The sequence below is a fragment of the Streptomyces sp. IBSNAI002 genome (assembly GCF_052244475.1).
Taxonomy (GTDB): domain Bacteria; phylum Actinomycetota; class Actinomycetes; order Streptomycetales; family Streptomycetaceae; genus Streptomyces.
The window spans coordinates 725,536-747,400 of sequence record NZ_JBQPXG010000002.1 but is presented as its reverse complement, the minus strand read 5'-3'; the positions used below and the strand labels follow the sequence as shown (position 1 = coordinate 747,400).

Below are 21,865 nucleotides of genomic sequence, written 5' to 3'. Positions count from 1 at the left end.
GTGTGGGGTGGGGGCGCGCAGGAGGGTCCCCGCAGGACGAGCGCGCAACCCTGGTCCGGCGCTTCGCAGCCGGGGCTTGGTGCGCGAGCCGAGGAGACACTCCGGAGGGGCCCCGCCCCACGCCCGTGCCGGGCCTGGCCGTTGGGGGACCCGGCCCGCCAGGGCGTCGGTCCGTGCCGGGCCTGGCCTCGGATCAGGGCCGGCCCGGCGGGGGTCAGGCGGGGGGCGCCGCGCGGGCGGCTAGGCGGGTGTGTTCGCGGGTCAGGGACGGGATCAGGAGCCACCACACCACCAGCCCGGCCCCGGCGCCCGCCGCGGCCCCCGCGACGGTGTCGCTGAGCCAGTGCGCGTGCAGCCAGGTGCGGCTCCACATCATGGCCAGGGTGAAGACCGCTCCGGCCGCCCACCACAGCCGCCGCCGCGCGGACGGGACCAGCACCGCCCCGACCACGACGACCAGCAGCGCGGCCGTGGCGGCGTGCCCGGACGGGAAGGAGCCGTGGTCGACGCGGACCAGCGGGTTCGCCGGGCGCGGCCGGTCCACCAGGTGCTTGAGCCCCTGCACGACGAGCATGTTGCCGCCGAGGAAGGCGAGCAGCAGGAAGCCGGCCGAGACCCGGCGCCCCCGCAGGAGCAGCAGGGCCAGCAGGCCGAGCGGCACGACCGCGCCGAACGGGCCGCCGAACCAGTTCAGGGCCGAGGCGACGGCCGCGTACGGGCCCTCGTGTGGGCCGCCCATCCAGGCCAGCCAGCGCTCGTCCAGCGCCTGGAACGGCGGATCGCCGACGTCGGCGCGGACCACGAGGCCCGTCACCGCCGCGCTCCCCAGGAGCAGCAGCCCCAGGACGAGGCTGCCCCGGCCGCGCACTGCCCCGACCGTGTGGCCTGCGGGGTCGGCGAGGCGGACGGTGTCGGCGTCGGCGGCGGTCGCGGGTCTACCGGTCATGGCCGGCTCTCGGGGCGGCGGCAGCGGCAGCGGCAGTCGCAGCGAGGTGCCCCGCCAGGAACGCCACGCTCTCGGCGACGATCCCGGCGATGTCCGGGGAGCCGAGGAAGATGTGGTCCGCGCCCTCGACCGGCCGCAGGGTGACCTCGCCCCCCGCGCTCCCCAGCGCCTCGGCGAGGGCCTCGCTCTGGCTGTAGGGGACCAGCCCGTCGTGGGTCCCGTGCACCAGGAGGAACGGCGGCAGGTGCGGACCGGCGGCGTACGTCACCGGGCTCGCCACCCGCGCCGGCTCCGGGCCGTCCGCGACGGGGGCGCCGAGCAGGGCCTCGTACGGGTCGGGGAAGGCGACCTCGGACGGCATCGGCGGCATGGGGTGCGCGGCCAGGGCGACCAGGTCGGAGCAGCCGTACCAGTCGACGACGGCGCGTACTGCGGTCTCCCCGGAGCCGACCCCCTCCGTGCCCTCGAGCGCGGCGCCGTCCGTCGAGCCGGGGCCGACGAGACCGGCGAGTGCGGCCAGGTGGCCGCCGGCCGACTCGCCCCAGACGCCGATGCGGGCGGGGTCGATGCCGAGGACGTCCGCGTGCGCACGGACGTAGCGGATCGCGGCCTTCACGTCGTGCAGCTGCGCCGGGAAGGGCGCTTCGAGGCTGTGCCGGTAGTCGATGGAGACCAGCGCGAGCCCGGCCGCGGCCACCGCGCCGTGGAGCAGCGCGGCGGGCACGGTCGGCGGCGGGTAGCGGCGGTCGCCGTCCAGCCAGCCGCCGCCGTGGATCCAGACGACGGCCGGGAAGGGGCCTTCGCCGGCGGGCACCTGCACGTCGAGCAGCCGGGGACGGTAGCCGGGCGTGGTCGCGTACGTGATCCCGTCGAAGCGGCGGACGCCGTCCGGGCCGGTCACGGCCGGGACGGGGAGCCGGTACGGGGGAGGCGGCCAGGTCATGTCGGCGGCGTCGAATCCGGAGGGGGGAGATGCCGGGGGAGATTGCGTCATTGCGGCCCTTCCAAGGCGGGGCGGCCGGGGCGGGGGCAGGCTTCGTGACGTTTGTCCGAAATGCTTGCGCAGGCCACCGGGGGAGACGTAACGTGTTACACGTGTAATCACGACTCTAGCGATGCGTTTCCGCTGACCACAAGCCCGGGAGCTGACCCGATTCGGGATCGGTTACACGAGCCACTCCAGCGGATGTGCCGCCTTCCCCTCCGGGAGCACGTCATGCTCACCACCACCGGCAGCTCGGTCCGCAGCGTCACCCACTGGGTGACCGACCCCCTCCCGGCAACCGTTCCGCAGGTCAGGGCCCGGGTGCGGGCCGTGCCCGACGGATGGCGGGTTCCCCTCGACGAATCGGACGCCCTGCTGCTGGCCGTCAGTGAGCTCGTCGGCAACGTCGTCCGGCACGTGGGCGCCGGACGGATGCGGGTGGTGGTGGCCGCCGGCGGCGGATGGCTCCGGCTGGAGGTCGCCGACCAGGGTGCCTCGCTGCCGCGCCTGCCCTCGCCCCGCGCGGCGTTCGACCCCGACGCCGAAAACGGGCGCGGGCTGCTGATGGTGCAGCTGATGGTGGCCGGGCTGGGCGGTGAACTCGCCGTGGTGGCAGACGGGTTCGGAAAGTCCGTGCACGTGCGAATTCCGGCCGCCTGAGCCGCGCGGCCGGCCGTACGGCGGGCGTGCGAAGGGTGGTCGCGGCGCAGCGATATCGCGCAATGTTGACGGACGCCAAATATTCGACATACCTTGCTCCCGTCTCCCCCGCTGCTCCCTGATTGAGGTGCCGCCCCATGGAGCTCTCCCCTTCCGCGTACGCCGACTCCTTCTGTCGTGACCGGCTGCCGCCCGACCCCCTCTGGCCCGAACTCCACTTCGATCTAGCGGAGTTGGCCTACCCGGACCGGCTCAACTGCGCCCGTCGACTGCTCGACGACGCCGTCGAGACCCTGGGCCCCGACCGCCCCGCCCTGCTCACCCCGACCGACCGCTGGACCTACGGCGAGCTGCGGCACCGGGCCAACCAGGTCGCCCAGGTGCTCACCGAGGACCTCGGCCTGCGTCCCGGCAACCGCGTCCTGCTGCGCGGTCCGAACAACCCCTGGCTCGTGGCCGCCTGGTTCGGCGTCCTGAAGGCAGGCTGCGTCGCCGTCACCACCATGCCGCTGCTGCGCGCCGCCGAACTCGCCGAGCTCCACGACATCAGCCGGCCGGCGGCCGCGATCTGCGACCACCGCCACACCGGCGAGCTCGACGCGGCGGACCTGCCCGGTCTGCCCGTCCTCCCGTACGGGGGACCCGGCCCCGAGGACCTGACCGCGCGGTGTTCGGCCAAGGACGGCCGCTTCACCACCGTCGCCACGGCCGCCGACGACGTGGCGCTGATCGCCTTCACCTCCGGCACGACGGGCCGCCCCAAGGCGACCCTGCACTTCCACCGCGACGTCCTCGCCAATGCGGACACCTTCTCGAAGCACATCCTCAAGCCCCGCCCGGACGACGTGTTCACGGGCACGCCGCCGCTCGCCTTCACCTTCGGGCTCGGCGGGCTCGTGGTCTTCCCGCTGTACGTCGGCGCCGCGACCCTGCTGATCGAGCAGGCGGCCCCAATGCAGCTGGCGGAGCTCGTCGAGGCCCACGGCGTGACCGTGCTGTTCACCGCCCCCACGGCCTACCGCGCGATCATGGCGGCCGGGGCGGCGGACCGGCTGGCCGGCGTGCGCCGCTGCGTGTCCGCCGGAGAGCCGCTGCCCGCCTCGGTGTGGCACGCGTTCCACGAGGCCACCGGGCTGCGGATCATCGACGGCATCGGTGCCACCGAGATGCTGCACGTGTTCATCTCCGCGGCCGACGAGGACATCCGGCCCGGCTCCACCGGCCGACCGGTGCCCGGCTACCGCGCCGCCGTCGTCGACGAACAGGGCGATCCCGTGCCCGACGGGCAGCCCGGCCTCCTCGCGGTCACCGGCCCCACCGGCTGCCGCTACCTCGCGGACCCGCGCCAGGCCTCGTACGTCAGGAACGGCTGGAACATCACCGGCGACACCTATGTCCGCGACGCCGAGGGCTACTTCTGGTACGTCGCCCGCAGCGACGACATGATCGTCTCCTCCGGCTACAACATCGCGGGCCCCGAGGTGGAGAAGGCCCTCGCCGCGCACCCGTACGTCGAGGAATGCGGTGTCGTCGGCGCCCCTGACGAACGGCGCGGCATGATCGTCAAGGCGTACGTGGTCCTGGGTGCGGGCGTGCCGGCGGACCCGGACACGGTCCGCGCACTGCAGAACCACGTCAAGCAGGCCATCGCCCCCTACAAGTACCCGCGCGCCGTGGAGTTCGTGACGGAGCTCCCGCGCACCGGCTCCGGAAAGCTCCGGCGCGCCGAACTGCGCACCCTGGCGGCCCGGACGGCCGCCTCGCCCCCGGAATCCGCCCCGCCCCCGGAATCCGCCCCGCCCCCGGAACCCGCCGCGCCGGCCGCCCCGCCGGCCCCCGCGGCCCCCGCGCGGCTGCCGAGCGTCGTCGTCGAGCGCCGCGTCGAATGGCCCGACACCGACGCCGCCGGCCACTACCACCACTCCACCGTCGTGCGCTGGGTCGAGGCGGCCGAGGCCGTGCTGCTGCGCCGCCTGGGCCTGGCCCAGCTGTTCGGCAGCACGCCCCGGGTCCACTTCGAGGCCGACTACCGGGCGCGGCTCTGGTTCGGGGACGCCGTGCGCACCGAGCTCAGGGTCACCGAGGTCGGCGCGAGCTCCCTGCACTACGCCTTCACGGTCCACGGCGAGCACGGGGAGGAGGCGGCCACCGGACGGATGGTCGTCGCCCACTCGGCCGCCCGCGCCACCGGCTCAACCCCCTGGCCCGAGGACGTACGGGCCGTACTCACCACAGCGGGTCCGCAACGGGCCGAGCTCCTGATCGCTTCGGAACCACTGGGAGGCACGCCGTGCGCGTGGCAGTCATAGGAGGAGGACCCGGCGGGCTGTACTTCGCGGCCCTGGCCAAGCAGCTCTCCCCGCACTGGGAGATCACCGTCTGGGAGCGCAACGCTCCCGACGACACCTTCGGCTTCGGCGTCGTGTTCTCCGACGAGACCCTCGACGGCATAGCCCAGGCCGACCGCGAGACGTTCGAGGCCATGTCCGCGCGGTTCGCCCGCTGGACCGACATCGACATCCGCTACCGGGGCCGCACCCTCACCTCGGGCGGCCACGGCTTCGCCGCCCTCGGCCGCCGGCACCTGCTGCGGATCCTCCAGGAGCGCTGCTCCGCGCTGGCGGTCGACGTCCGTTACCGCACCGAGGCCCCGCCGGCCGCCGAACTCGCCGCCACGCACGACCTGGTGGTGGCCTGCGACGGCGTACGGTCGGCCACCCGCGCGGCCTTCGCCGACACCTTCGGCCCCGACCTCGACGAACGCGCCGGCCGTTACATGTGGCTCGGCACGGACAAGGTCTTCGAGGCCTTCACCTTCATCGTCGAGGAGCGGGACTTCGGCACGCTCCAGGTGCACGCCTACCCGTACGACGACACCCGGTCCACCTTCATCGTGGAGATGTCCGAGGAGTCCTGGCGCCGCGCGGGCTTCGCGGAGTCGCAGGGCCGGGTCCTTGCGCCCGGCGCGAGCGACACCGAGAGCATCCGGCGCTGCGAGCAGCTCCTCGCGGACCATCTCGACGGCCACCGGCTCCTGCCCAACAACTCCAAGTGGCTGCGGTTCGCCACCGTCCGCAACCGCACCTGGCGCCGCGGCAACATTGTGCTGCTCGGCGACGCCGCCCACACCGCGCACTTCTCCATCGGCTCCGGCACCAAGCTCGCCATGGAGGACGCCCTCGCCCTGGCCGCCTGCCTGCACGAACACCCCGACGTGCCCAGCGCGCTCGGCGCGTACGAGGAGGAGCGCAAGCCCGTGGTGGAGTCGACCCAGCGGGCGGCCCAGGCCAGCCTGGAATGGTTCGAGCACATCGACCGGTACACCGGCCAGGACCCCCACCAGTTCGCCTTCAACCTGCTCACCCGCAGCCGCCGCGTCACCTACGACAACCTGCGCGTGCGGGACGAGGACTTCACCAGTGCCGTCAACGGCTCCTCGGCCGTGCCGCCCATGTTCCGGCCGTTCCGGCTCGGCGGCCTGCTGCTGCGCAACCGGGTCGTCGTACCGCCCACCGCACTGGACACCGCCCGCGAGGGGGTCCCGGGCGACTTCGACCTCGTCCACCTCAGCACCCAGGCCCTCGGCGGCTCCGGCCTCGTCCTCGCCGGCATGACCGCGGTCAGCGCCGACGGCCGGGCCACCCCCGGCTGTCCCGGCCTGTGGAACGACGAGCAGGAAGCGGCCTGGGAGCGCATCACCGGCTTCGTCCACGGCCAGTGCGACACCCTCATCGGCATTCAGCTCACCCACGCCGGACGCCGCGCGGCCACCGGTGACGGGCCGCCCGTGGCCGCCTCGGCGCTGGCCTGGGACGAGCTCAGCCGTCTGCCGCGCGAGGCCGACCGAGCCGATATGGACGCGATCGTACGGGACTTCGTGTCCGCGGCCCGGCGCGCCGACCGGGCCGGCTTCGACGCGCTGGAACTCCAGTTCGGGCACGGCCATCTGCTCTCCGGCTTCCTCTCGCCGCTGACCAACCGGCGCACCGACGCCTACGGCGGCGACGTGGCCGGACGGCTGCGCCTGCCGCTCGAAGTACTGCGCGCCGTAAGGGCGGTGTGGCCCTTCGGCAAGGCCCTGCTCGTACGGATCTCGGCCGCCGACTGGGCGGAGGGCGGTCTGACCGAGGCCGACGCCGTGGCCATCGCCCGCGCCCTCGACGAGGCGGGCGCCGACGCCATCGACGTCTCCACCGGAGAGGTCGTCGCCCACGAACGGCCCCGGTACGGCCGCAGTTACCAGACCCCGTACGCCGACCTGATCCGCAACGCCACCGGCGTCCCCGCCATCGCCGTCGGCGCGATCTCCACCTACGACGACGTGAACTCCATCATCCTGGCAGGCCGGGCCGACCTCTGCGGTGTCGGCCGGGCCCAGCTCCACGACCCCCTGTGGACCCTGCACGCCGCGGCCGCCCAGGGCTACCAGGGGCCCGCGGCGCCCTGGGCGCCGTCCTGGGCGGCGGGCCGCCGCCGCCCGCCCGCCGCCCGCACCGACCGGGTGCCGCCCCGCCTCGAACTGCTGCGCCCGGCAGCCGAACCCGTCCACCGGCGCTGGCTGCCGCGCGTCGCCGCGGCGCCCGCCCCCCGATAGCGGAGGTCCCCATGGACAACCTGCGCCGCTTCACGGCCGCGGCCGTCCAGGCCGCACCCGTCTACCTCGATCCGGCCGCCACCGTCGACAAGGCCGTCGCCCTGATCGCCGAGGCCGCCGGCAACGGCGCCGAACTCGTCGTGTTCCCCGAGGTGTTCGTCCCCGGATACCCGTACTGGAACTGGACGATGAACCCGGTCCAGGGCTCACCCTGGTTCGAGCGGCTCCGGGCCGCCTCGGTCGACGTCCCCGGCCCGCACGTCGACGCCCTGTGCGCCGCCGCCCGCCGGTACGGCGTCACGCTGGTCATCGGCGTCAACGAACGGGTCCGGTACAGCCTCGGTGTGCTGCACAACACCCTGCTCACCATCGGCGCGGACGGCGAACTCCTCGGCGTGCACCGCAAGCTGGTGCCCACCTGGGCGGAGAAGCTCACCTGGACCGGCGGCGACGGAAGTTCGCTGCGGGTCCACGACACGCCCGTCGGGCCGCTCGGCGTACTGGCCTGCGGGGAGAACACCAACACCCTCGCCCGGTTCGCCCTCCTCGCGCAGGGCGAACTCGTGCACGCCTCCTGCTACATCGCCCTGCCCGTGGCCCCGGCCGACTACGACATGGCCGACGCCATCGCCGTCCGCACCGCCGCCCACAGCTTCGAGGGCAAGGTCTTCTCGGTCGTCGCCTGTTCCACCGTCTCCCCGGAGATCGTCGACCTCCTCGCCGGGGACGACGAGGAGCTGCGCAAGCAGTTCACCCGGCCGCGCAGCGCCCTGTCCGGCATCTTCGGCCCCGACGGCCGCCCGGTCAGCGAGCCCCTGGTCGACGACGAGGGCATCGTCTACGGCGAGATCGACCTGGCCCGCTGCGTCCAGCCCAAGCAGATGCACGACATCGTCGGCCACTACAACCGCTTCGACGTCTTCCGCCTCGAAGTCGACAACCGGCCGCGCCCGCCCGTGACGTTCACCGTGCCCCCGTGCCCCCCGACCACCCCCTCCGAGGAGGACGTATGACCACCGAGCAGAACGACACCGCCCTCGGCCGCGCCCGGGTGACCGACACCCCCGAACTCACCGCCTACTACGAGGAACTCGGCGCCCTCGACGCGGGCGCCCTGTGGACCGTCGCCAACGACATCGAGCCCTGGTACCCGCAGCCCAAGTCGGTGCCCGTGCTGTGGCGTTACGCCGACCTGCGCCCCCTGGTCCACAAGGCGCTCGGCCTGGTCCGCGCCGACGACGCCGGCCGCCGCGTGGTCATGCTCGTCAACCCCGGCCGCCGGGAGGTCAGCGCCGCCGCCGGACTCCTCTACACCGGCCTGCAGATCATGGGGCCCGGGGAGGCGATGACCGCACACCGCCACCAGGCCGCCGCCCTGCGCTTCGTCCACGAGGGCACCGGAGCCTGGACGATCGTCGACGGGCAGAAGCTGAAGGTCGGCCCGCGCGACTTCGCCATCACCCCCAACGGCACCTGGCACGAACACGGCAACGAATCGTCCGACGCGCCCGTCATCTGGCAGGACGGACTCGACATCCCGCTGGTCAACGCCTTGGACGCCGGGTTCTACGAGGTGCACCCCGAGCTGTACCAGAAGCCCGGAAAGGTCATCAACTCCTCCGTCCTGACCTACGCGGCGAACCTGCTGCCGTACGGCGCGGAGAAGTGGACCCGGCCCTACTCGCCGCTGCTCGCCTTTCCCTGGGAGCCGACGTACGAGGCCCTGCTGGGCCTGGCCAAGGCCGGTGAGGGTTCCCCGTACGACGGAGTCATCGCCGAGTACACCAACCCGCTCACCGGCGGTCCGGTCATGCCCACCATGGGCGCCCACATGCAGCTGCTGCGCCCCGGCCAGGCCACCCGCGCGCACCGCCACACCGGATCGGTGATCTACACGGCCGCCAAGGGCCGGGGGGTCTCGGTGATCGCCGGACGGCGGTTCGAGTGGACCGAGGGCGACATCTTCTGCGTCCCGTCCTGGGCCTGGCACGAGCACCACAACCCGGACCGGTCCGAGGACGCCTGCCTGTTCTCCTTCAACGACTTCCCCGTCATGCGCTCGCTCGGTTTCCACCGGGAAGAGGCGTACGCCGACCACGGCGGCCACCAGCCCGTCACCGCCTGACCCCGAGGAACTCCCATGCGACTGCTGACCTTCACCACCGCCGACTCCGTGGAACGCCTGGGCGCCGAGGCCGACGGCCTCGTCGTCGACCTGGCCGCCCTCGCCGACCGGGCCGGAGTCCGCCTCCCGCACGACCTGCTCTCCTTCATCCAGGCAGGCCCCGCCGCGCTGGAGACCGCCGGGCGCCTGCTCGCCGCGGACCCGGCGGACCGGCCCGCCGGATCCGTGCACCGCCTGGACGAGGTCACCCTGCGCGCCCCGCACCGCCCCGGCAAGATCATCGGGGTGGGCCTCAACTACGTGGAGCACGTGGAGGAGTCCAGCCGCAGCCTGGACACCGACAAGGAGCGCCCGCCGCGCCCGGTCCTGTTCTCCAAGCCCGCCACCGCCGTCACCGGCCCGGGGCAGCCCATCCTGCACAACGCCGACCTGACCACCCAGCTCGACTGGGAGTGCGAACTGGCCGTCGTCATCGGCCGCACCGCGTTCCGGGTCAGCGAGGAGGAGGCGTACGGGTACGTCTTCGGCTACGGCATCGTCAACGACATCAGCGCCCGCGACCAGCGCCGCTCCGGCCAGTGGTTCTTCTCCAAGGGCCAGGACTCCTACGCCCCCTTCGGCCCGGTGGTCGTCACGGCGGACGCGGTCCCCGAACCGATGGACCTCGACCTCTCGCTGCGCGTCAACGGCGTCACCAAGCAGAAGTCGAACACCCGCCACATGCTCTTCCCCATCGCCCGCCTCATCGCCGACATCAGCTCCGGCATGACCCTGGAGCCCGGCGACGTCATCGCGACGGGATCGCCCTCGGGCGTCGGCGCCGGCATGGTCCCGCCGGAGTTCCTCGTCCCCGGGGACACGGTGGAGGCCACCGTCGAGCTGATCGGCACCCTCACCAACCCCGTCGTCGACGCCCGCTGAGGAGCACCCATGCCCGACCGCACCGACCGCACGGACCGCACGGACCGCACGGACCGCACGGACCGCACGGACCGCACGGACCGCACCTTCCGTATCGGCCAGATCGTGCCGAGCTCCAACGTCACCATGGAGACCGAGATCCCCGCGATCCTGCGGGCCCGCCAGACCCTCTTCCCCCACGAGCGCTTCACGTTCCACTCCAGCCGGATGCGCATGACCCATGTGACGCCGGAGCAGCTCAAGGCCATGGACGCCGACTCCGACCGCTGCGCCGTGGAACTGTCCGACGCCCGCGTCGACGTCCTCGGCTACGCATGCCTCGTCGCGATCATGAGCATGGGCCTCGGCTACCACCGCACCGCGCAGGAACGCCTGCACCTGCGCACCGCGGAGAACGGCGGCCCGGCGCCCGTGGTCACCAGCGCCGGGGCCCTGGTCCACGGGCTGCACACGCTCGGCGCCCGGAAGATCGTGCTGCTCGCCCCGTACATGCGCCCGCTGACGCGGACCGTCGTCGACTACCTCGGCCACGAGGGCATCGAGGTCCTCGACCACCGGGCCCTGGAGATCCCCGACAACCTCGACGTCGCCGCCCACGACCCGGCCCGGCTCCCGGGCCTGGCCCGGGCGCTGGAGTACGCCGAGGCCGACGCGGTGGTCCTGTCCGCCTGCGTGCAGATGCCGTCGCTGACCGCCATCGAGGAGGCCGAACAGCTGCTGGGCAAGCCGGTCGTGTCCGCGGCCGTCTGCACCGCCCACCAGATGCTGCGCGCCCTGGACCTCGAGGCGGTGGCCCCGGGAGCCGGGCACCTGCTCTCCGGCGCCTACGCGCAGAGCCCGCTGCCCAGGTAGCCCGAGGGGCCGGAGGGCGGCTCGATATGATCGCGACCGCGCACAACGGAAGGCGATCATGTCGGACAGCCCCCTTCGGCCCAGCTCGTTGATCAACACGGTCTACGGGGCGTTCCTGCGTCGCCTCGGCGGCTGGATCTCCATCGCGGACCTGATCACGCTGATGGCGGAACTCGACGTCGACGGGCCGGCCGTACGCTCGGCGATCTCCCGCCTGAAGAAGCGCGGAGTCCTCGAACCGGAGCGCCGCGGCGCCACCGGATACCGCCTCGGCCCGGCCGTCCACCCCGTCTTCGACGAAGGGGACCGCCGGATCTTCGCCAGCCTCGAACCCGCCGACCTCGCCGACGGCTGGGCCATGGCGGTCTTCTCCGTCCCCGAGTCCGAGCGCTCGCACCGCTACCAGCTGCGCACCCGGCTGACCTGGCTCGGCTTCGGCAACATCGCCCCCGGCGTCTGGCTGGCCCCGGGGCGGCTGCTCGACGACGCGCGCGGCATGCTGGAGCGGCTCGGACTCAGCGACTACGTCCACCTGTTCGCCGCCGAGTACGCCGCCTTCAGCGACCTGCCCGACACGGTCAGCTCGTGGTGGGACTTCCCGGCGATCCAGACCCAGTACGCGGCCTTCACCGACACCTACGCGCCGGTCGCCGCCGGGCTCGCCGCCGGGCCGGACCCGGACCCCGCGCAGGCGTTCCGCCACTACGTGCCACTGCTCACCCAGTGGCGCCGCCTGCCCTACCTGGATCCGGGCCTGCCGACCGAACTGCTCCCGGGGGACTGGAACGCGGTCGCGGCACGCCAGGTGTTCCAGCAGCTCCACACGGTGCTGCTGGAACCGAGCCTGCGCCACGTCCAGGACGTGACCGGCCTGAGGGCTGAGGCCTGAGGGCTGAGGCCCTCCCGGCCGGGCCGGGGCGGCTAGCCGACGGACACGCGGTCGTGGTCCGGACGGGACGCGAGCGGTTCGGTCTGGTGGCGGCCCCGGGCGCCGCCCGGGCGGACCGGCCACCAGGTCCTGCGGCCGAGCAGCGCGGCGAGCGCGGGCACCAGCACGATGGACAGGACGAACGCCGAGAGCATGATGCCGAGCGCCGTGGCGAAGCCGATCTGCCGGGTGGACGGGTTCACGTTGACGGCGAGGCTGCCGAAGGAGGCCGCCAGGACGACTCCCGCCGTGGCGATGGCGGGCGCGGTGTGCCGTACGGCCCGGGCCACGGCCTCGCGGGCCGGTCCTGGGCGTTCCATCTCCTCGCGTATGCGGTCGCTGATCAGGATGTTGTAGTCGGTGCCGAGGGCGACCACGAAGAGGAACAGCACCAGCGGGAGCACGAAGTTGACGCCGGGCTCGTCGAGCAGGTGCTGGAAGAAGAGCGCGGAGGCGCCGAGGGTGGCGGCGAACCCGAGGCCGACGGCGATCATGAGGATCGCGGGGGCGAGCAGGCTGCGGAGCAGTACGAGCAGGATGAGGGCGATCAGCACCGCGGCGACCGGGAAGACGACCCGCAGGTCGTGGTCGACGGCGGTGGAGATGTCGGCGAAGACCGCGGCGGTACCGCCGACATGGGCCTCGGTCCCCGCGGGGACGGCGTCGGCGATCGCGTCGCGGACGGGCCCCGAGACGAGGTCGCGGGCCTGCCGGGTCTGCGGTCCCGGGGTGAGGTAGAGGTCGAAACGGGCGGCCGTGCGCTCCTCGTTGAGGGTGGTCGGGCCGATGCTGCCGACGCCGTCGACCGCTCCGAGGGCCCGGGGCAGGGCCTCGATCCGCTGGGGGTCGAGGGCGCGGCCGTCCTTCGCGGTGACGTAGACCGTGGCCGGGTCGGACACCCCCGCGGGCAGGGCGCGGGAGATCTCGGCGGCGGTGGCCGCGGCCGGGGTCTCGTGGTTGCCGCCGCCCTGGCCGAAGTCCATCCGGATGCCGGCCAGTCCGGCCGACAGGGCGCCCAGCAGGGCCACGGAGGCGAGGACGAGGCGCAGCGGCCGACGGGCGACCAGGGCGCCGAAGCGGGAGGCCGTCCCCTCCGCGGGCTGCCGCTCCAGGGCGCGCGAGGGCCAGAACATCCGGCGTCCGGTGGCCGCGAGCAGCGCGGGCATCAGGGTGAGGCTGGCCAGCAGCATGACCAGCACCGACACGGCGATGGCGGGACCGAGGACGCGGAACTGTCCGAAGGTGGCGACGGCGAGGGTGGCGAACGCGGCCACGATCGTCAGGGCGGCCGAGGTGACGGCCGTGCCGACCCGGGCGCTGACGTGCGCCGCCGCCTCCCGGGCGGGCTGGTCGGGGCGGGAGCGCAGCTGTTCGCGGAAGCGGAAGAGGAGGAAGAGGAAGTAGTCGACGCCGATGCCGATGAGTACGACGCTGATCATGCTCGGCGTGGAGGGGTCCAGCTTGATGCCGGTGAGCATCGCGCCGCCGATCACCGTGCCCGCCGCCGCCCCGCCGACGATGACCACCGCGAGCAGCGGCACGAAGGCGGCCAGGACGCTGCGGAACACCAGGATGTTGATCAGCACGATGAGGCCGACCATCACGATGCCGACGACGGTCTGCGTGGTCTTCTCGGCGTCGGCGGTGTCGGTGAGGTCGGCGAGTCCGCCGGTGAATCCGGTGCGCATCCCGGCCGCCTCGAAGGCCTCCTCGGCCCGGTCGTGGAAGACGCGGTAGACGCGCTGGAGGCCGGGGTCCAGGGAGTTGCCGGTCAGTTTGACGGAGAGCAGCCCGAAGGCGCGGTCCGGCGCGGTCATCGCGGGACTGACGGCGGGGGTCTGGGAGTGGTCCTCGTTCAGGAAGGCGGGCGGTTCGTCCTCCTTCGGTGCGGGCATCTCGACGCGTCGGCTGCTCAGCTGCCCGGCGACGGCGCCGATCTGCCGCTCGTCGGCCTCGGTGAGCGGCCCGCCGTCGGCGCGGGCCACGAGCACGGTGACCGCGTTGCCGTCCGGTTTCAACCCGAACTCCTCCCCGGCGATCCGGAGCGCGGCGGCCGAGTCGTACTGCCCGGGCAGGAACGCGCCGCTCCGGGTCTCGGTCACCCGGTAGACGAGGGGCTGGCTGAGCACGGTCAGGAAGATGCCCAGCACCGCCCAGACGGCGATGACCTTCCACGGGCTGCGGGTGGAGAACCCGGTCAGGGCGCGGATCACGTTGGTGTCCTTCTGCGGTGGGTGGTTCGCCGGGGTCTCCCGGCCGATGTCCAGCTCATCAGCGGGAAGCGGGCGAATCATCCGGGTGCGGGAGGAGACGGCACCCGGGAGCGGGGGCCGGGCCGGAGCGCGGACCAGGACCCTGGTCCTGGTCCGGGATCCGCCCCGGGGCCCGGGGGGCGGGCCGCGGACCGGTGCCAGAATGGGTCGCGAGACGACGGCCGGTCGTGCGTACCGGCGGTCGGCGGGGGCGCCCGCGGGGGAGGACACAGCATGCCGAAGAGACCTGCCCGGGAGGGTTCCCGGGCCGACGGAGCCGGGCCGGACGGCGACGCCCTGCCCTGGACCCGCAACGACGGGCTGGTGACCGTCGGGGCGGCCGTCGTGGACCTGGTCAGCTTCTCGTTCGGCAGTCAGCTCGACCGCGGGTACGTCCCGCCGGCCGGGTGCGTGCTGCTGCTGGTGGCCGCCCTGCCGTTGCTGGCCCGGCGCCGCGCCCCGCTGGCCACCCTCGCGGCGGTCCTGCTGTCCGACCTGGCCCTGAACCTGAGCGTGCCGGTGGGGCAGCACTTCACGGCGACGACCGTGGTCGCGCTGTACACGGTCGCCCGCTCCCGGCGCGCGGCCGTGGTGGCGGCGGCGGCGTTCGTCTGCGCGGTGATGCCGCTGGTGGGCCAGTCGTCGATGCCGGGGACGGTGGACGTGGTCGGCAGCCTGGCCAACGTGCTGCTCGTGCTCGTCGCCGCGGCCGCGATGAACCGCTGGCACCGCGAGAACGAGACCAACCGCCGTCTGCTGGCCGACCGCGCGGTCGCCGACGAACGGCGCCGCATCGCCCGGGAGCTGCACGACATCGTGGCCCACCACATCACCACCATGCAGCTGATGGCCGGGGGCGCCCGGGCCAACCTGGCGCACGACCCGGAGGTGGTCCGGGAGGCCCTGGTCACCCTGGAGGGCTCCGGCCGGATGGCGCTGCGCGAGATGCGCCAGCTGCTGGACGTGCTGCGGGCGGGCGACGAGGCGGAGGAGGCGCCCACCGCCCCGCAGCCCGGGGTCGCGGACCTGGCGGGGATCGTCGACGAGACCTGCCGGGCCGGGCTGCCCGTCGAACTGGACGTGCGCGGCGAGGAGCGCCCGCTGCCGCCGAGCGTGGGTCTGACCGTGTTCCGCATCGTGCAGGAGGCTCTGACGAACGCGCGCAAGTACGCGGGCCGGGCGCGGGCTTCCGTAAGGCTGACGTACGGGACGCACGGGCTGTCCGTGGAGGTGTCGGACGACGGTGCGGGAGCGGCGGCCGCGCCCGCCGGGTCCGGCTACGGTCTGGTGGGCATGAGGGAGCGGGTCGCGCTGCACGGCGGCACGCTGGAGGCCGGACCGCTGGCCGGGGGCGGGTTCCGGGTGGCGGCCCGGCTGCCGCTGAGGGCCGAGGAAGGGGCACGGGCATGAGCGGGCGGACCACGGAGGCGATCAGGGTGCTGATCGCGGACGACCAGCCGCTGGTGCGGCGCGGGCTGGCCCTGATCCTCGCCCCCGACCCGGCCTTCGAGGTGGTGGGCGAGGCCGGCGACGGCGAGGAGGCGGTGGCCCTCGCGCACCGGCTGCGGCCCGATGTCGTCGTCATGGACATCCGGATGCCGGTGCTCGACGGGGTCGGCGCGACGGAACGGCTCGCGCGGACGCTGCCCGGGTGCCGGGTGCTGGCACTGAGCACCTTCGACATGGACGAGTACGTGGTGGCGGCGCTGCGCGCCGGCGCGTACGGCTTCCTGCCCAAGGACATCTCCCCGGAGGAACTGGTCGCGGCGGTGCGGGTGGTGCACACCGGCGAGGCCGCCGTCGCACCCCGGCTGCTGACCCGGCTGATCTCCGCCTACGTCCTGGCCCCGCGCCGGCCGCGGCCGCCCACGGTGACCCTGGGCGACCTGACCCCGCGCGAACAGGAGGTGTGGCGGCTGATGGCCACGGGGCTCGACAACGCGGAGATCGCCCGGGCCATGGACCTCAGCGTGTCCACCGTGAAGAACCACATCACCAGCCTCTTCGGGAAGCTGTCGGTCCGCGACCGCGCCCAGGCGGTGATCGCCGCGTACGAGACCGGGCTGGTCGAAGCGGGCAGCCCGGGCTAGGGGGTGTCTGACGGATGTCCGCGGCGTCGCGACGCCCGGCACGCACTCTCGCCGCACCGGCCGGAAGCCCGGGTACGCCCAGTACGCAGGCTTCCGGCCGGCACGCCGAGAGCACGCACCGGACGCCGCAGGCCGCCCTCCGGGCGACGACGGGAGTTTGACGACAGGCCTTAGGGGGCGCCGTGCGGGAGGATGACGGTGACTCCGCGGCCCGGGGCGGTGCCCATCGCTGAGAGTGCGGCCGGGGCCGCGTCGAGCGGGATCGTCGAGGTGACGAGGAGGTCGGGGCGCAGGCGCCCGGACCGGACCAGTTCCATCATCGGCGGGTAGGCGTGCGCGGCCATCCCGTGGCTCCCGATGATCTCCAGCTCCCAGCCGATCACCCGTTCCATCGGCAGGGCCGTCCCGCCGGCCGCCACCGGCAGCAGCCCGACCTGCACGTGCCGCCCGCGGCGGCGCAGCCCGTCCAGCGAGGCCGCGGCGGTGGCCGGCGATCCCAGGGCGTCCAGCGACAGGTGCGCGCCCCCGCCGGTCACCTCCCGCACGGCCGCCGCGGTGTCCGCGGTGTCCGCCGCGTCCACGCAGTGCGCGGCCCCGAACCGGCGCGCCAGCTCCAGTGCCCCGGGCGTCCTGTCCACGGCGACCACCCGCGCCCCGGCCGCCGCCGCGATCATCACGGCGGAGAGGCCGACCCCGCCGCAGCCGTGCACGGCGACCCACTCGCCCGCGGCGACCCGCCCCTGCGCGACGACCGCGCGGAAGGCCGTCGCGAAGCGGCAGCCGAGCCCCGCCGCGGTCGCGAACGACAGCTCCCCGGGCAGGGCCACCAGGTTCACGTCGGCGTGGTCGAGGGCCACGTACTCGGCGAAGGAGCCCCAGTGCGTGAACCCGGGCTGCGTCTGGCGTGCGCACACCTGGTGGTCGCCGGCCGCGCATTCGGCGCAGTTTCCGCAGGCGCACACGAACGGCGCGGTGACCCGGTCGCCGGCCCGCCAGCCGGTGACGCCCGGCCCCACCGCCTCCACCACTCCCGCCAGTTCGTGGCCGGGCACGTGGGGCAGCGCGATGTCCGGGTCGTGCCCCATCCAGCCGTGCCAGTCACTGCGGCACAGACCGGTGGCCTCCACCCGCACCACCACCCCGGCCGTGGCCGGACGCGGGTCCGCGACCTCCCTGACCTGGGCCGGCTCGCCGAACCGGTCGAACACCACCGCGCGCATGGAACCATCCTCCGCTCGACTGCCCCGCAGGCTACCCGGCCTCGTCCGGGAGGGAGGACCGGGCCAGGGCGAGCACCCCGGCGCAGATCAGGGCCAGGCCCAGCAGTTGGGGCAGCAGCCACCAGTGGGCCCGCAGGTGCTCCTCGTACAGCAGCACGCCCAGCGCCACGCTGACGCTCGCGTCCCCGAGGGTCAGCGCGGGCTGCGAGGCGACCAGCGGGCCGCCCTGCATGGCGTGTTCGAGCAGGAGCAGCGCGCAGACGCCGCTCGCGGCGAAGGCGTACGTCTCCCACGTGGTCAGGAACGCGCCGATGCCGCCCCCGTCGAGGACGTGCATCGCGGACTTCATCAGGGCGGCGGTGAGGGCGTAGCAGACGGCGGTGGCCGCGCCCAGGCACCCGGCCCGCATCCGCCCGGGCGGCCGCCGCAGCCCGGCCACGGTCAGCAGCGCCACCGCCACCGCGCACGCGGCCAGGGCCAGCACCCACCGGTCCGGCGGTACGTCCGTACGGTTCCCCCGCGGCGAGGCGGCCACCAGGACGATCCCGAGCCCGGCCACCACCCCCGTCACCGCGAGCCACAGCGTCCCCGGCAGCCGGGTCCGCGTCACCAGCGAGGCGATCAGCAGCGCGAGCGGCAGTTCCAGGACGAACAGCGGCTGTACGAGGGCCAGCGCGCCCGTGGCCAGGGCGAGGGCCTGCCCGACCCCCGCGGCGATCACCGCCAGGATCCCGGCGAGCCACAGCGGCCGCCGCAGCAGGTCGAGGACGAGGCCGAACCGGAAGCCCTTGCTCTGCGGCACGGTGAGCGCGGCCCGCCGCTGGAGCACGGTCGCCAGTGCGTTGCTGAACGCCGCGAACAGCGCGAAGAGGACCGGCAGGACGAAGCCCATGCCCCCGATCCTCACCGATCCGCAGCTTCAGGGCGCCGCGACACTCCCGGAGCCGACGCGTCCGCCGCCGTCGGCCCGGCGCAGGGCCATCGCCGCCAGGGCCTCGGGAGCCCCCGGCTGGCCGCGGAACCCCGGGAAGGCGTTCACGTCGACGATCAGCGGTTCCCCGCCGCCGGCGTCGATGATGTCCACGCCGTAGACGTCCAGCCCGAAGGCCTCGCCCGTGGCCCGCACCAGCGCGGCCCACCCGGCGGGCAGCTCGGACGGCTCCAGCGGCAGGTCGGGCCCGCGCCCGCCCGGCGACAGCTCGGAGCGGCGCACGGCCGCGAACACCCGGTCCCCGATCGCCCACAGCTTGTGGTCCCAGCCGCTGTTGGGCGCGAAGTCCTGCACCACCACCGGTTCCCCCGGCCACCGCTCCGCCAACTCCCGCAGCCCGGCGGCATCGTCCACCCGGGCCACCAGGTCGCCGCGGCGGCTGCGGCGGCTCTTGACCACCACGGGGGAGGGCAGCGGCCCGCCGGTCGCCGCCCACGCGGCGAGGGTGCCGACGGTCCGGGTCGCGGCGAACGGCAGCCCGGCCCGCAGCGCCAGCCCGGCCATCGCCGTACGGTCCTGGCACAGGGTGGTCGTCGCCGCGGAGTTGACGACCCGGGCGCCGCGTTCCTCCAGCCGGCGCGCGAGCTCCAGGGCCCGCTCGGTCCTCGACTTCAGCAGGTACACGTCGGCCGGCGGTCCGGGGAGCGCGTCGGCCGTGGCCGGGTCGAGGGCCTCGACGACGTGGTCGGGGGTCAGCAGGGCGGTGGTGGCCGCCAGCAGTGGATGACCGGGCTCCGGAGTGATCAGTCCGATCCTCACGCGCCGTCCACCGCCCCCGCCGGCACCTGAGCCGGAAGCGCCGGAACGGACAGCGGCAGCGCGTACGACCGGGCCGGCGGCGTCGCCGTGAGCGGGGAGCCGCCGGTGCGCGCCAGGTCCAGTACCGCGCGGGCCACCCGCGCGGCCGCGTCCGGCACCTGACGGAAGCTCGGGAAGTCGTTCACGTCCACGACCACCGGCCCCTCGGGGCCCAGCACTACGTCCACCCCGTACAGGTCGAGCCCGTACACCGCCCCCACCTGTGCGGCGATCGCCGCGACCTCGGCCGACAGCGGCACCCGGCGCTCCCGCACCGCGGGGTCGGGGTGCAGCGGGGAGCACCGCTCGGTGGCGAACAGTTCTCCGCCGACCGCGTACACCTTGACGTCGGTGCCCGAGTTGGGCACGTACGGCTGGGCGATGAGCAGGCCCTCGCCCGCCAGGGCGGGGAGCATCGCCTCCAGCCGTTCGGGCGAGGACACCAGGTGCACGGCCCGTCCGGAACTCCCGTCGGCGGGTTTCACGACGAGGGGGTACTCGGCCGCCGGGATCTCCCGCAGCAGCTCCGGGCGGGCCGCCGCGTAGGTCGGCGGCAGCGGCAGCCCGCGGGCGCGGCCGATGGCGGCGGCCAGCGCCTTGTCCCGCACACCGCGGATCGAGCGGGCGTCGTTGACCGTGGTGAGGCCCGCCGAGGCCGCGGCCTCGAGCAGGGTCAGTCCCGGGCCGCCGGAGACGGTCTTGAGCACCCAGGCGTCGTGCGAACCCGCGTCCACCGCCTCGGTCATGCGCAGCAGCGAGCCGCCCGGCCGCACCACGTCGACACGGTGCCCCCACGCCGTCAACTGGCGGATCACCTCGTTCGGCATGCCGTCGTGGCGGTAGTGCTCCTCCACCAGGAAGCAGAGCCTCATGGACCTTCCCCATATTCCCCGGACGTCCGCCGATCCCGTCCGGCGAGTTGTGACGTCACAGGATGTCATGGACCGCAATGTGATGATCGGTCCAGGTGTGCGGGAACGCCGGGCTCCGCGCGGGGGCCGCCCGGACCCGGGTCGGGGACACCCGTCGTGGGCACGCGGAAGCCCGGGAGCACGATGTGCTCCCGGGCTCCGTCACCTCCGCGCCCCGGTGGCCGGGGCGGCCGCCTACACCGGCACGGACACGAACGTCCGGCCCGCCTCGTTCTCGACCAGGACCGCCTTCACGTCGGCCGGATCCACGGCCGCCGAGCCGTCCAGCGACGCGCCCTTGCCGCCGCCGTTCTCCTGGCCGACCACCCAGCCGCCCGCGGTGGTGCGCGTACCGTCCTTGGCGACGACGACCAGCCGGCACCGCTCGCCCGGCGGCACTCCCGTGACCGCGGCCTGCACCCGGACCCACTGGGTGGCGGGAGTCATCTGCACGGTCATCCGCGCACCGGTGCCCGGGTCGGTGGCGGAGGCCACCTTGGTCCCGGGCGCGGGCGGCGAGGGAGCCGTCGACACCGTCGGCGAGGGCTGGGGCAGGGCGACCGCCCCCGGATCGCCGGCGCCCAGCTGCGCACCGGCCCAGAACACGGCGGCCAGGGAGGCCGCCGCGGCCAGTCCCGCGAGCCCCGCCCGGCGGCGCCGTTCGCCGGTCCGTTCGCCGCGCATCTGCCGCAGGGTGCGCTGGAGCAGCAGGTCTCCGCCCTGCGGCGGCCCGTCGAGGAACGCCTCCTCGGGCACTTCACCCAGCGCCGCCTCCATCTCGCGCAACGCGGCCACCTCCTCCCGGCACTGCACGCACCCGCTCACGTGTTCCTCGACCCGGCGGACCTCCGTGTCGTCCAGGACGCCGAGCACGTACGGGCCGAGCTGTTCTTCCTCCTCGTGCCGCTGCCGGTTCATGCCACCACCTCACGCAGTCCGGCGGGCTGCTGGGGCGGCCTGCCCGATCGTTTGCCTTGTCTGGAAGCGCCGTCCCCGGCGCCGTTGTCCCGGAAGACGTCGCGCAGGGCCTTGAGCGCGTAGTGCGAACGCGATTTGACCGTACCGGCGGGGATGCCGAGGCTGTCGGCCGCCTCCGCGACGCTGAGCTGCCGGTAGTACAGCTCCCGCAGCACGTCCCGGTGTTCCGGCGACAGCTGGTCGAGGGCGCCCAGCACCGTCATCGTGTCCACGACGGAGTCGGCGTGGTCCCCCTCCACCGGGGGAGTGGCCGCGACCCCGGACACCTCCGGCGGCCGTGCCGCCTTGGCCCGGTACCGGTCCGTGATGATGTTGCGGGCCACCGTGAGCAGCCAGCCGCGCACCGAGCCCTTTCCGTTCACCAGGACCTCGGAATGCCTCCAGGCCCGGATCAGCGTCTCCTGGACGATGTCCTCGGCGGCGGCCCGGTCTCCGGTCAGCCGGGTGGCGTACGAGAGCAGGGCGTGGCCGTGCTCCTCGTAGACCGACCTGATCAGTGCCTCATCGGTCGAGCCCCGCCGAGTGCGGGGCCACAGTGGTCCGGCCATCTCACCCTCTCCGTCTTCCTCGCTTACGTGGTGCGGTCGGAACACGCCGCCCACGGGAAGCCGGTT

General features: G+C 74.1%; 19 protein-coding genes and 1 pseudogene. 11 read left to right on the top strand and 9 right to left on the bottom strand.

The window, feature by feature from the left end:
* Window positions 1-214 precede the first annotated feature (214 nt).
* Window positions 215-946, bottom strand: coding sequence for a phosphatase PAP2 family protein (locus ACTVZO_RS03750; RefSeq protein ID WP_443296965.1), 732 nt, complete (start codon window positions 944-946; stop codon window positions 215-217).
* The gene (locus tag ACTVZO_RS03745; protein ID WP_443296964.1) at window positions 936-1,940 is read right to left on the bottom strand and encodes an alpha/beta hydrolase fold domain-containing protein; all 1,005 of its coding nucleotides are present in this window, start codon (window positions 1,938-1,940) and stop codon (window positions 936-938) included. The genes ACTVZO_RS03750 and ACTVZO_RS03745 overlap by 11 nt, the downstream gene beginning before the upstream one ends.
* 222 nt (window positions 1,941-2,162) lie before the next feature.
* On the opposite strand from ACTVZO_RS03745, the gene ACTVZO_RS03740 reads away from it, so the two are divergent.
* The 9 genes and pseudogenes from ACTVZO_RS03740 to ACTVZO_RS03700 all read left to right on the top strand — a co-directional run bounded on the left by ACTVZO_RS03740 (window position 2,163) and on the right by ACTVZO_RS03700 (window position 11,972).
* On the top strand, window positions 2,163-2,591 hold the full coding sequence (locus ACTVZO_RS03740; RefSeq protein ID WP_443296963.1) for an ATP-binding protein: 429 nt from the start codon (window positions 2,163-2,165) through the stop codon (window positions 2,589-2,591).
* A gap of 137 nt (window positions 2,592-2,728) precedes the next feature.
* A pseudogene (locus ACTVZO_RS03735) lies at window positions 2,729-4,330 on the top strand (AMP-binding protein); the annotation flags it as partial.
* Window positions 4,322-4,900, top strand: coding sequence for an acyl-CoA thioesterase (locus tag ACTVZO_RS03730; RefSeq protein ID WP_443303036.1), 579 nt, complete (start codon window positions 4,322-4,324; stop codon window positions 4,898-4,900). The pseudogene ACTVZO_RS03735 and the gene ACTVZO_RS03730, both read left to right, overlap by 9 nt.
* On the top strand, window positions 4,882-7,185 hold the full coding sequence (locus ACTVZO_RS03725; protein WP_443296962.1) for an oxidoreductase: 2,304 nt from the start codon (window positions 4,882-4,884) through the stop codon (window positions 7,183-7,185). The genes ACTVZO_RS03730 and ACTVZO_RS03725 overlap by 19 nt, the downstream gene beginning before the upstream one ends.
* Before the next feature lie 11 nt (window positions 7,186-7,196).
* Window positions 7,197-8,198 (top strand): carbon-nitrogen hydrolase family protein, encoded by a 1,002-nt coding sequence (locus ACTVZO_RS03720; RefSeq protein ID WP_443296961.1) that lies wholly within the window; start codon window positions 7,197-7,199, stop codon window positions 8,196-8,198.
* Complete coding sequence (locus ACTVZO_RS03715) at window positions 8,195-9,310, top strand: cupin domain-containing protein (protein ID WP_443296960.1); 1,116 nt, start codon at window positions 8,195-8,197, stop codon at window positions 9,308-9,310. Before ACTVZO_RS03720 ends, ACTVZO_RS03715 begins: the two co-directional genes overlap by 4 nt.
* Before the next feature lie 15 nt (window positions 9,311-9,325).
* Complete coding sequence (locus tag ACTVZO_RS03710; protein WP_443296959.1) at window positions 9,326-10,231, top strand: fumarylacetoacetate hydrolase family protein; 906 nt, start codon at window positions 9,326-9,328, stop codon at window positions 10,229-10,231.
* A gap of 126 nt (window positions 10,232-10,357) precedes the next feature.
* Window positions 10,358-11,083, top strand: coding sequence for a maleate cis-trans isomerase family protein (locus tag ACTVZO_RS03705; protein WP_443303035.1), 726 nt, complete (start codon window positions 10,358-10,360; stop codon window positions 11,081-11,083).
* Between the two features lie 58 nt (window positions 11,084-11,141).
* A complete protein-coding gene (locus tag ACTVZO_RS03700) occupies window positions 11,142-11,972 on the top strand; it encodes a PaaX family transcriptional regulator (protein WP_443296958.1) in 831 nt (276 codons plus the stop codon).
* Window positions 11,973-12,004: 32 nt separating this feature from the next.
* Here the strand turns inward: ACTVZO_RS03700 and ACTVZO_RS03695 are convergent, their stop codons facing one another.
* Complete coding sequence (locus ACTVZO_RS03695) at window positions 12,005-14,305, bottom strand: MMPL family transporter (protein WP_443296957.1); 2,301 nt, start codon at window positions 14,303-14,305, stop codon at window positions 12,005-12,007.
* Window positions 14,306-14,497: 192 nt separating this feature from the next.
* Here ACTVZO_RS03695 and ACTVZO_RS03690 point away from each other — a divergent pair, with 192 nt between their 5' ends.
* Both ACTVZO_RS03690 and ACTVZO_RS03685 read left to right on the top strand, forming a co-directional pair.
* Window positions 14,498-15,673, top strand: coding sequence for a sensor histidine kinase (locus tag ACTVZO_RS03690; RefSeq protein WP_443296956.1), 1,176 nt, complete (start codon window positions 14,498-14,500; stop codon window positions 15,671-15,673).
* Window positions 15,670-16,353 carry a response regulator gene (locus ACTVZO_RS03685; protein ID WP_443296955.1) on the top strand — a complete coding sequence of 228 codons (684 nt, stop codon included), beginning with the start codon at window positions 15,670-15,672 and terminating at the stop codon, window positions 16,351-16,353. The genes ACTVZO_RS03690 and ACTVZO_RS03685 overlap by 4 nt, the downstream gene beginning before the upstream one ends.
* Window positions 16,354-16,523: 170 nt before the next feature.
* On the opposite strand, the gene ACTVZO_RS03680 is transcribed toward ACTVZO_RS03685, so the two are convergent.
* The 6 genes from ACTVZO_RS03680 to ACTVZO_RS03655 all read right to left on the bottom strand — a co-directional run bounded on the left by ACTVZO_RS03680 (window position 16,524) and on the right by ACTVZO_RS03655 (window position 21,799).
* Window positions 16,524-17,573 carry a zinc-dependent alcohol dehydrogenase family protein gene (locus ACTVZO_RS03680; protein WP_443296954.1) on the bottom strand — a complete coding sequence of 350 codons (1,050 nt, stop codon included), beginning with the start codon at window positions 17,571-17,573 and terminating at the stop codon, window positions 16,524-16,526.
* A gap of 31 nt (window positions 17,574-17,604) precedes the next feature.
* Window positions 17,605-18,465, bottom strand: a complete 861-nt coding sequence (locus ACTVZO_RS03675; RefSeq protein WP_443296953.1) for a DMT family transporter — start codon at window positions 18,463-18,465, stop codon at window positions 17,605-17,607.
* 27 nt (window positions 18,466-18,492) lie between these two features.
* The gene (locus ACTVZO_RS03670; RefSeq protein WP_443296952.1) at window positions 18,493-19,323 is read right to left on the bottom strand and encodes an ATP-grasp domain-containing protein; all 831 of its coding nucleotides are present in this window, start codon (window positions 19,321-19,323) and stop codon (window positions 18,493-18,495) included.
* On the bottom strand, window positions 19,320-20,234 hold the full coding sequence (locus tag ACTVZO_RS03665; RefSeq protein ID WP_443296951.1) for an ATP-grasp domain-containing protein: 915 nt from the start codon (window positions 20,232-20,234) through the stop codon (window positions 19,320-19,322). Before ACTVZO_RS03665 ends, ACTVZO_RS03670 begins: the two co-directional genes overlap by 4 nt.
* Window positions 20,235-20,468: 234 nt before the next feature.
* Window positions 20,469-21,191, bottom strand: coding sequence for a zf-HC2 domain-containing protein (locus ACTVZO_RS03660; RefSeq protein ID WP_443296950.1), 723 nt, complete (start codon window positions 21,189-21,191; stop codon window positions 20,469-20,471).
* Complete coding sequence (locus tag ACTVZO_RS03655; protein ID WP_443296949.1) at window positions 21,188-21,799, bottom strand: sigma-70 family RNA polymerase sigma factor; 612 nt, start codon at window positions 21,797-21,799, stop codon at window positions 21,188-21,190. Before ACTVZO_RS03655 ends, ACTVZO_RS03660 begins: the two co-directional genes overlap by 4 nt.
* Window positions 21,800-21,865 lie beyond the last annotated feature (66 nt).

What these genes read in the sequence shown, in the direction of transcription:
- ACTVZO_RS03715 (WP_443296960.1), top strand. Translation starts at nt 8,195, where the DNA reads ATGACCACCGAGCAGAACGACACCGCCCTCGGCCGCGCCCGGGTGACC.
- ACTVZO_RS03710 (WP_443296959.1), top strand. Translation starts at nt 9,326, where the DNA reads ATGCGACTGCTGACCTTCACCACCGCCGACTCCGTGGAACGCCTGGGC.
- ACTVZO_RS03690 (WP_443296956.1), top strand. Translation starts at nt 14,498, where the DNA reads ATGCCGAAGAGACCTGCCCGGGAGGGTTCCCGGGCCGACGGAGCCGGG.
- ACTVZO_RS03740 (WP_443296963.1), top strand. Translation starts at nt 2,163, where the DNA reads ATGCTCACCACCACCGGCAGCTCGGTCCGCAGCGTCACCCACTGGGTG.
- ACTVZO_RS03655 (WP_443296949.1), bottom strand. Translation starts at nt 21,799, where the DNA reads ATGGCCGGACCACTGTGGCCCCGCACTCGGCGGGGCTCGACCGATGAG.
- ACTVZO_RS03675 (WP_443296953.1), bottom strand. Translation starts at nt 18,465, where the DNA reads ATGGGCTTCGTCCTGCCGGTCCTCTTCGCGCTGTTCGCGGCGTTCAGC.
- ACTVZO_RS03660 (WP_443296950.1), bottom strand. Translation starts at nt 21,191, where the DNA reads ATGAACCGGCAGCGGCACGAGGAGGAAGAACAGCTCGGCCCGTACGTG.
- ACTVZO_RS03680 (WP_443296954.1), bottom strand. Translation starts at nt 17,573, where the DNA reads ATGCGCGCGGTGGTGTTCGACCGGTTCGGCGAGCCGGCCCAGGTCAGG.
- ACTVZO_RS03695 (WP_443296957.1), bottom strand. Translation starts at nt 14,305, where the DNA reads ATGATTCGCCCGCTTCCCGCTGATGAGCTGGACATCGGCCGGGAGACC.
- ACTVZO_RS03745 (WP_443296964.1), bottom strand. Translation starts at nt 1,940, where the DNA reads ATGACGCAATCTCCCCCGGCATCTCCCCCCTCCGGATTCGACGCCGCC.
- ACTVZO_RS03705 (WP_443303035.1), top strand. Translation starts at nt 10,358, where the DNA reads ATGGAGACCGAGATCCCCGCGATCCTGCGGGCCCGCCAGACCCTCTTC.
- ACTVZO_RS03720 (WP_443296961.1), top strand. Translation starts at nt 7,197, where the DNA reads ATGGACAACCTGCGCCGCTTCACGGCCGCGGCCGTCCAGGCCGCACCC.
- ACTVZO_RS03750 (WP_443296965.1), bottom strand. Translation starts at nt 946, where the DNA reads ATGACCGGTAGACCCGCGACCGCCGCCGACGCCGACACCGTCCGCCTC.
- ACTVZO_RS03700 (WP_443296958.1), top strand. Translation starts at nt 11,142, where the DNA reads ATGTCGGACAGCCCCCTTCGGCCCAGCTCGTTGATCAACACGGTCTAC.
- ACTVZO_RS03665 (WP_443296951.1), bottom strand. Translation starts at nt 20,234, where the DNA reads ATGAGGCTCTGCTTCCTGGTGGAGGAGCACTACCGCCACGACGGCATG.
- ACTVZO_RS03685 (WP_443296955.1), top strand. Translation starts at nt 15,670, where the DNA reads ATGAGCGGGCGGACCACGGAGGCGATCAGGGTGCTGATCGCGGACGAC.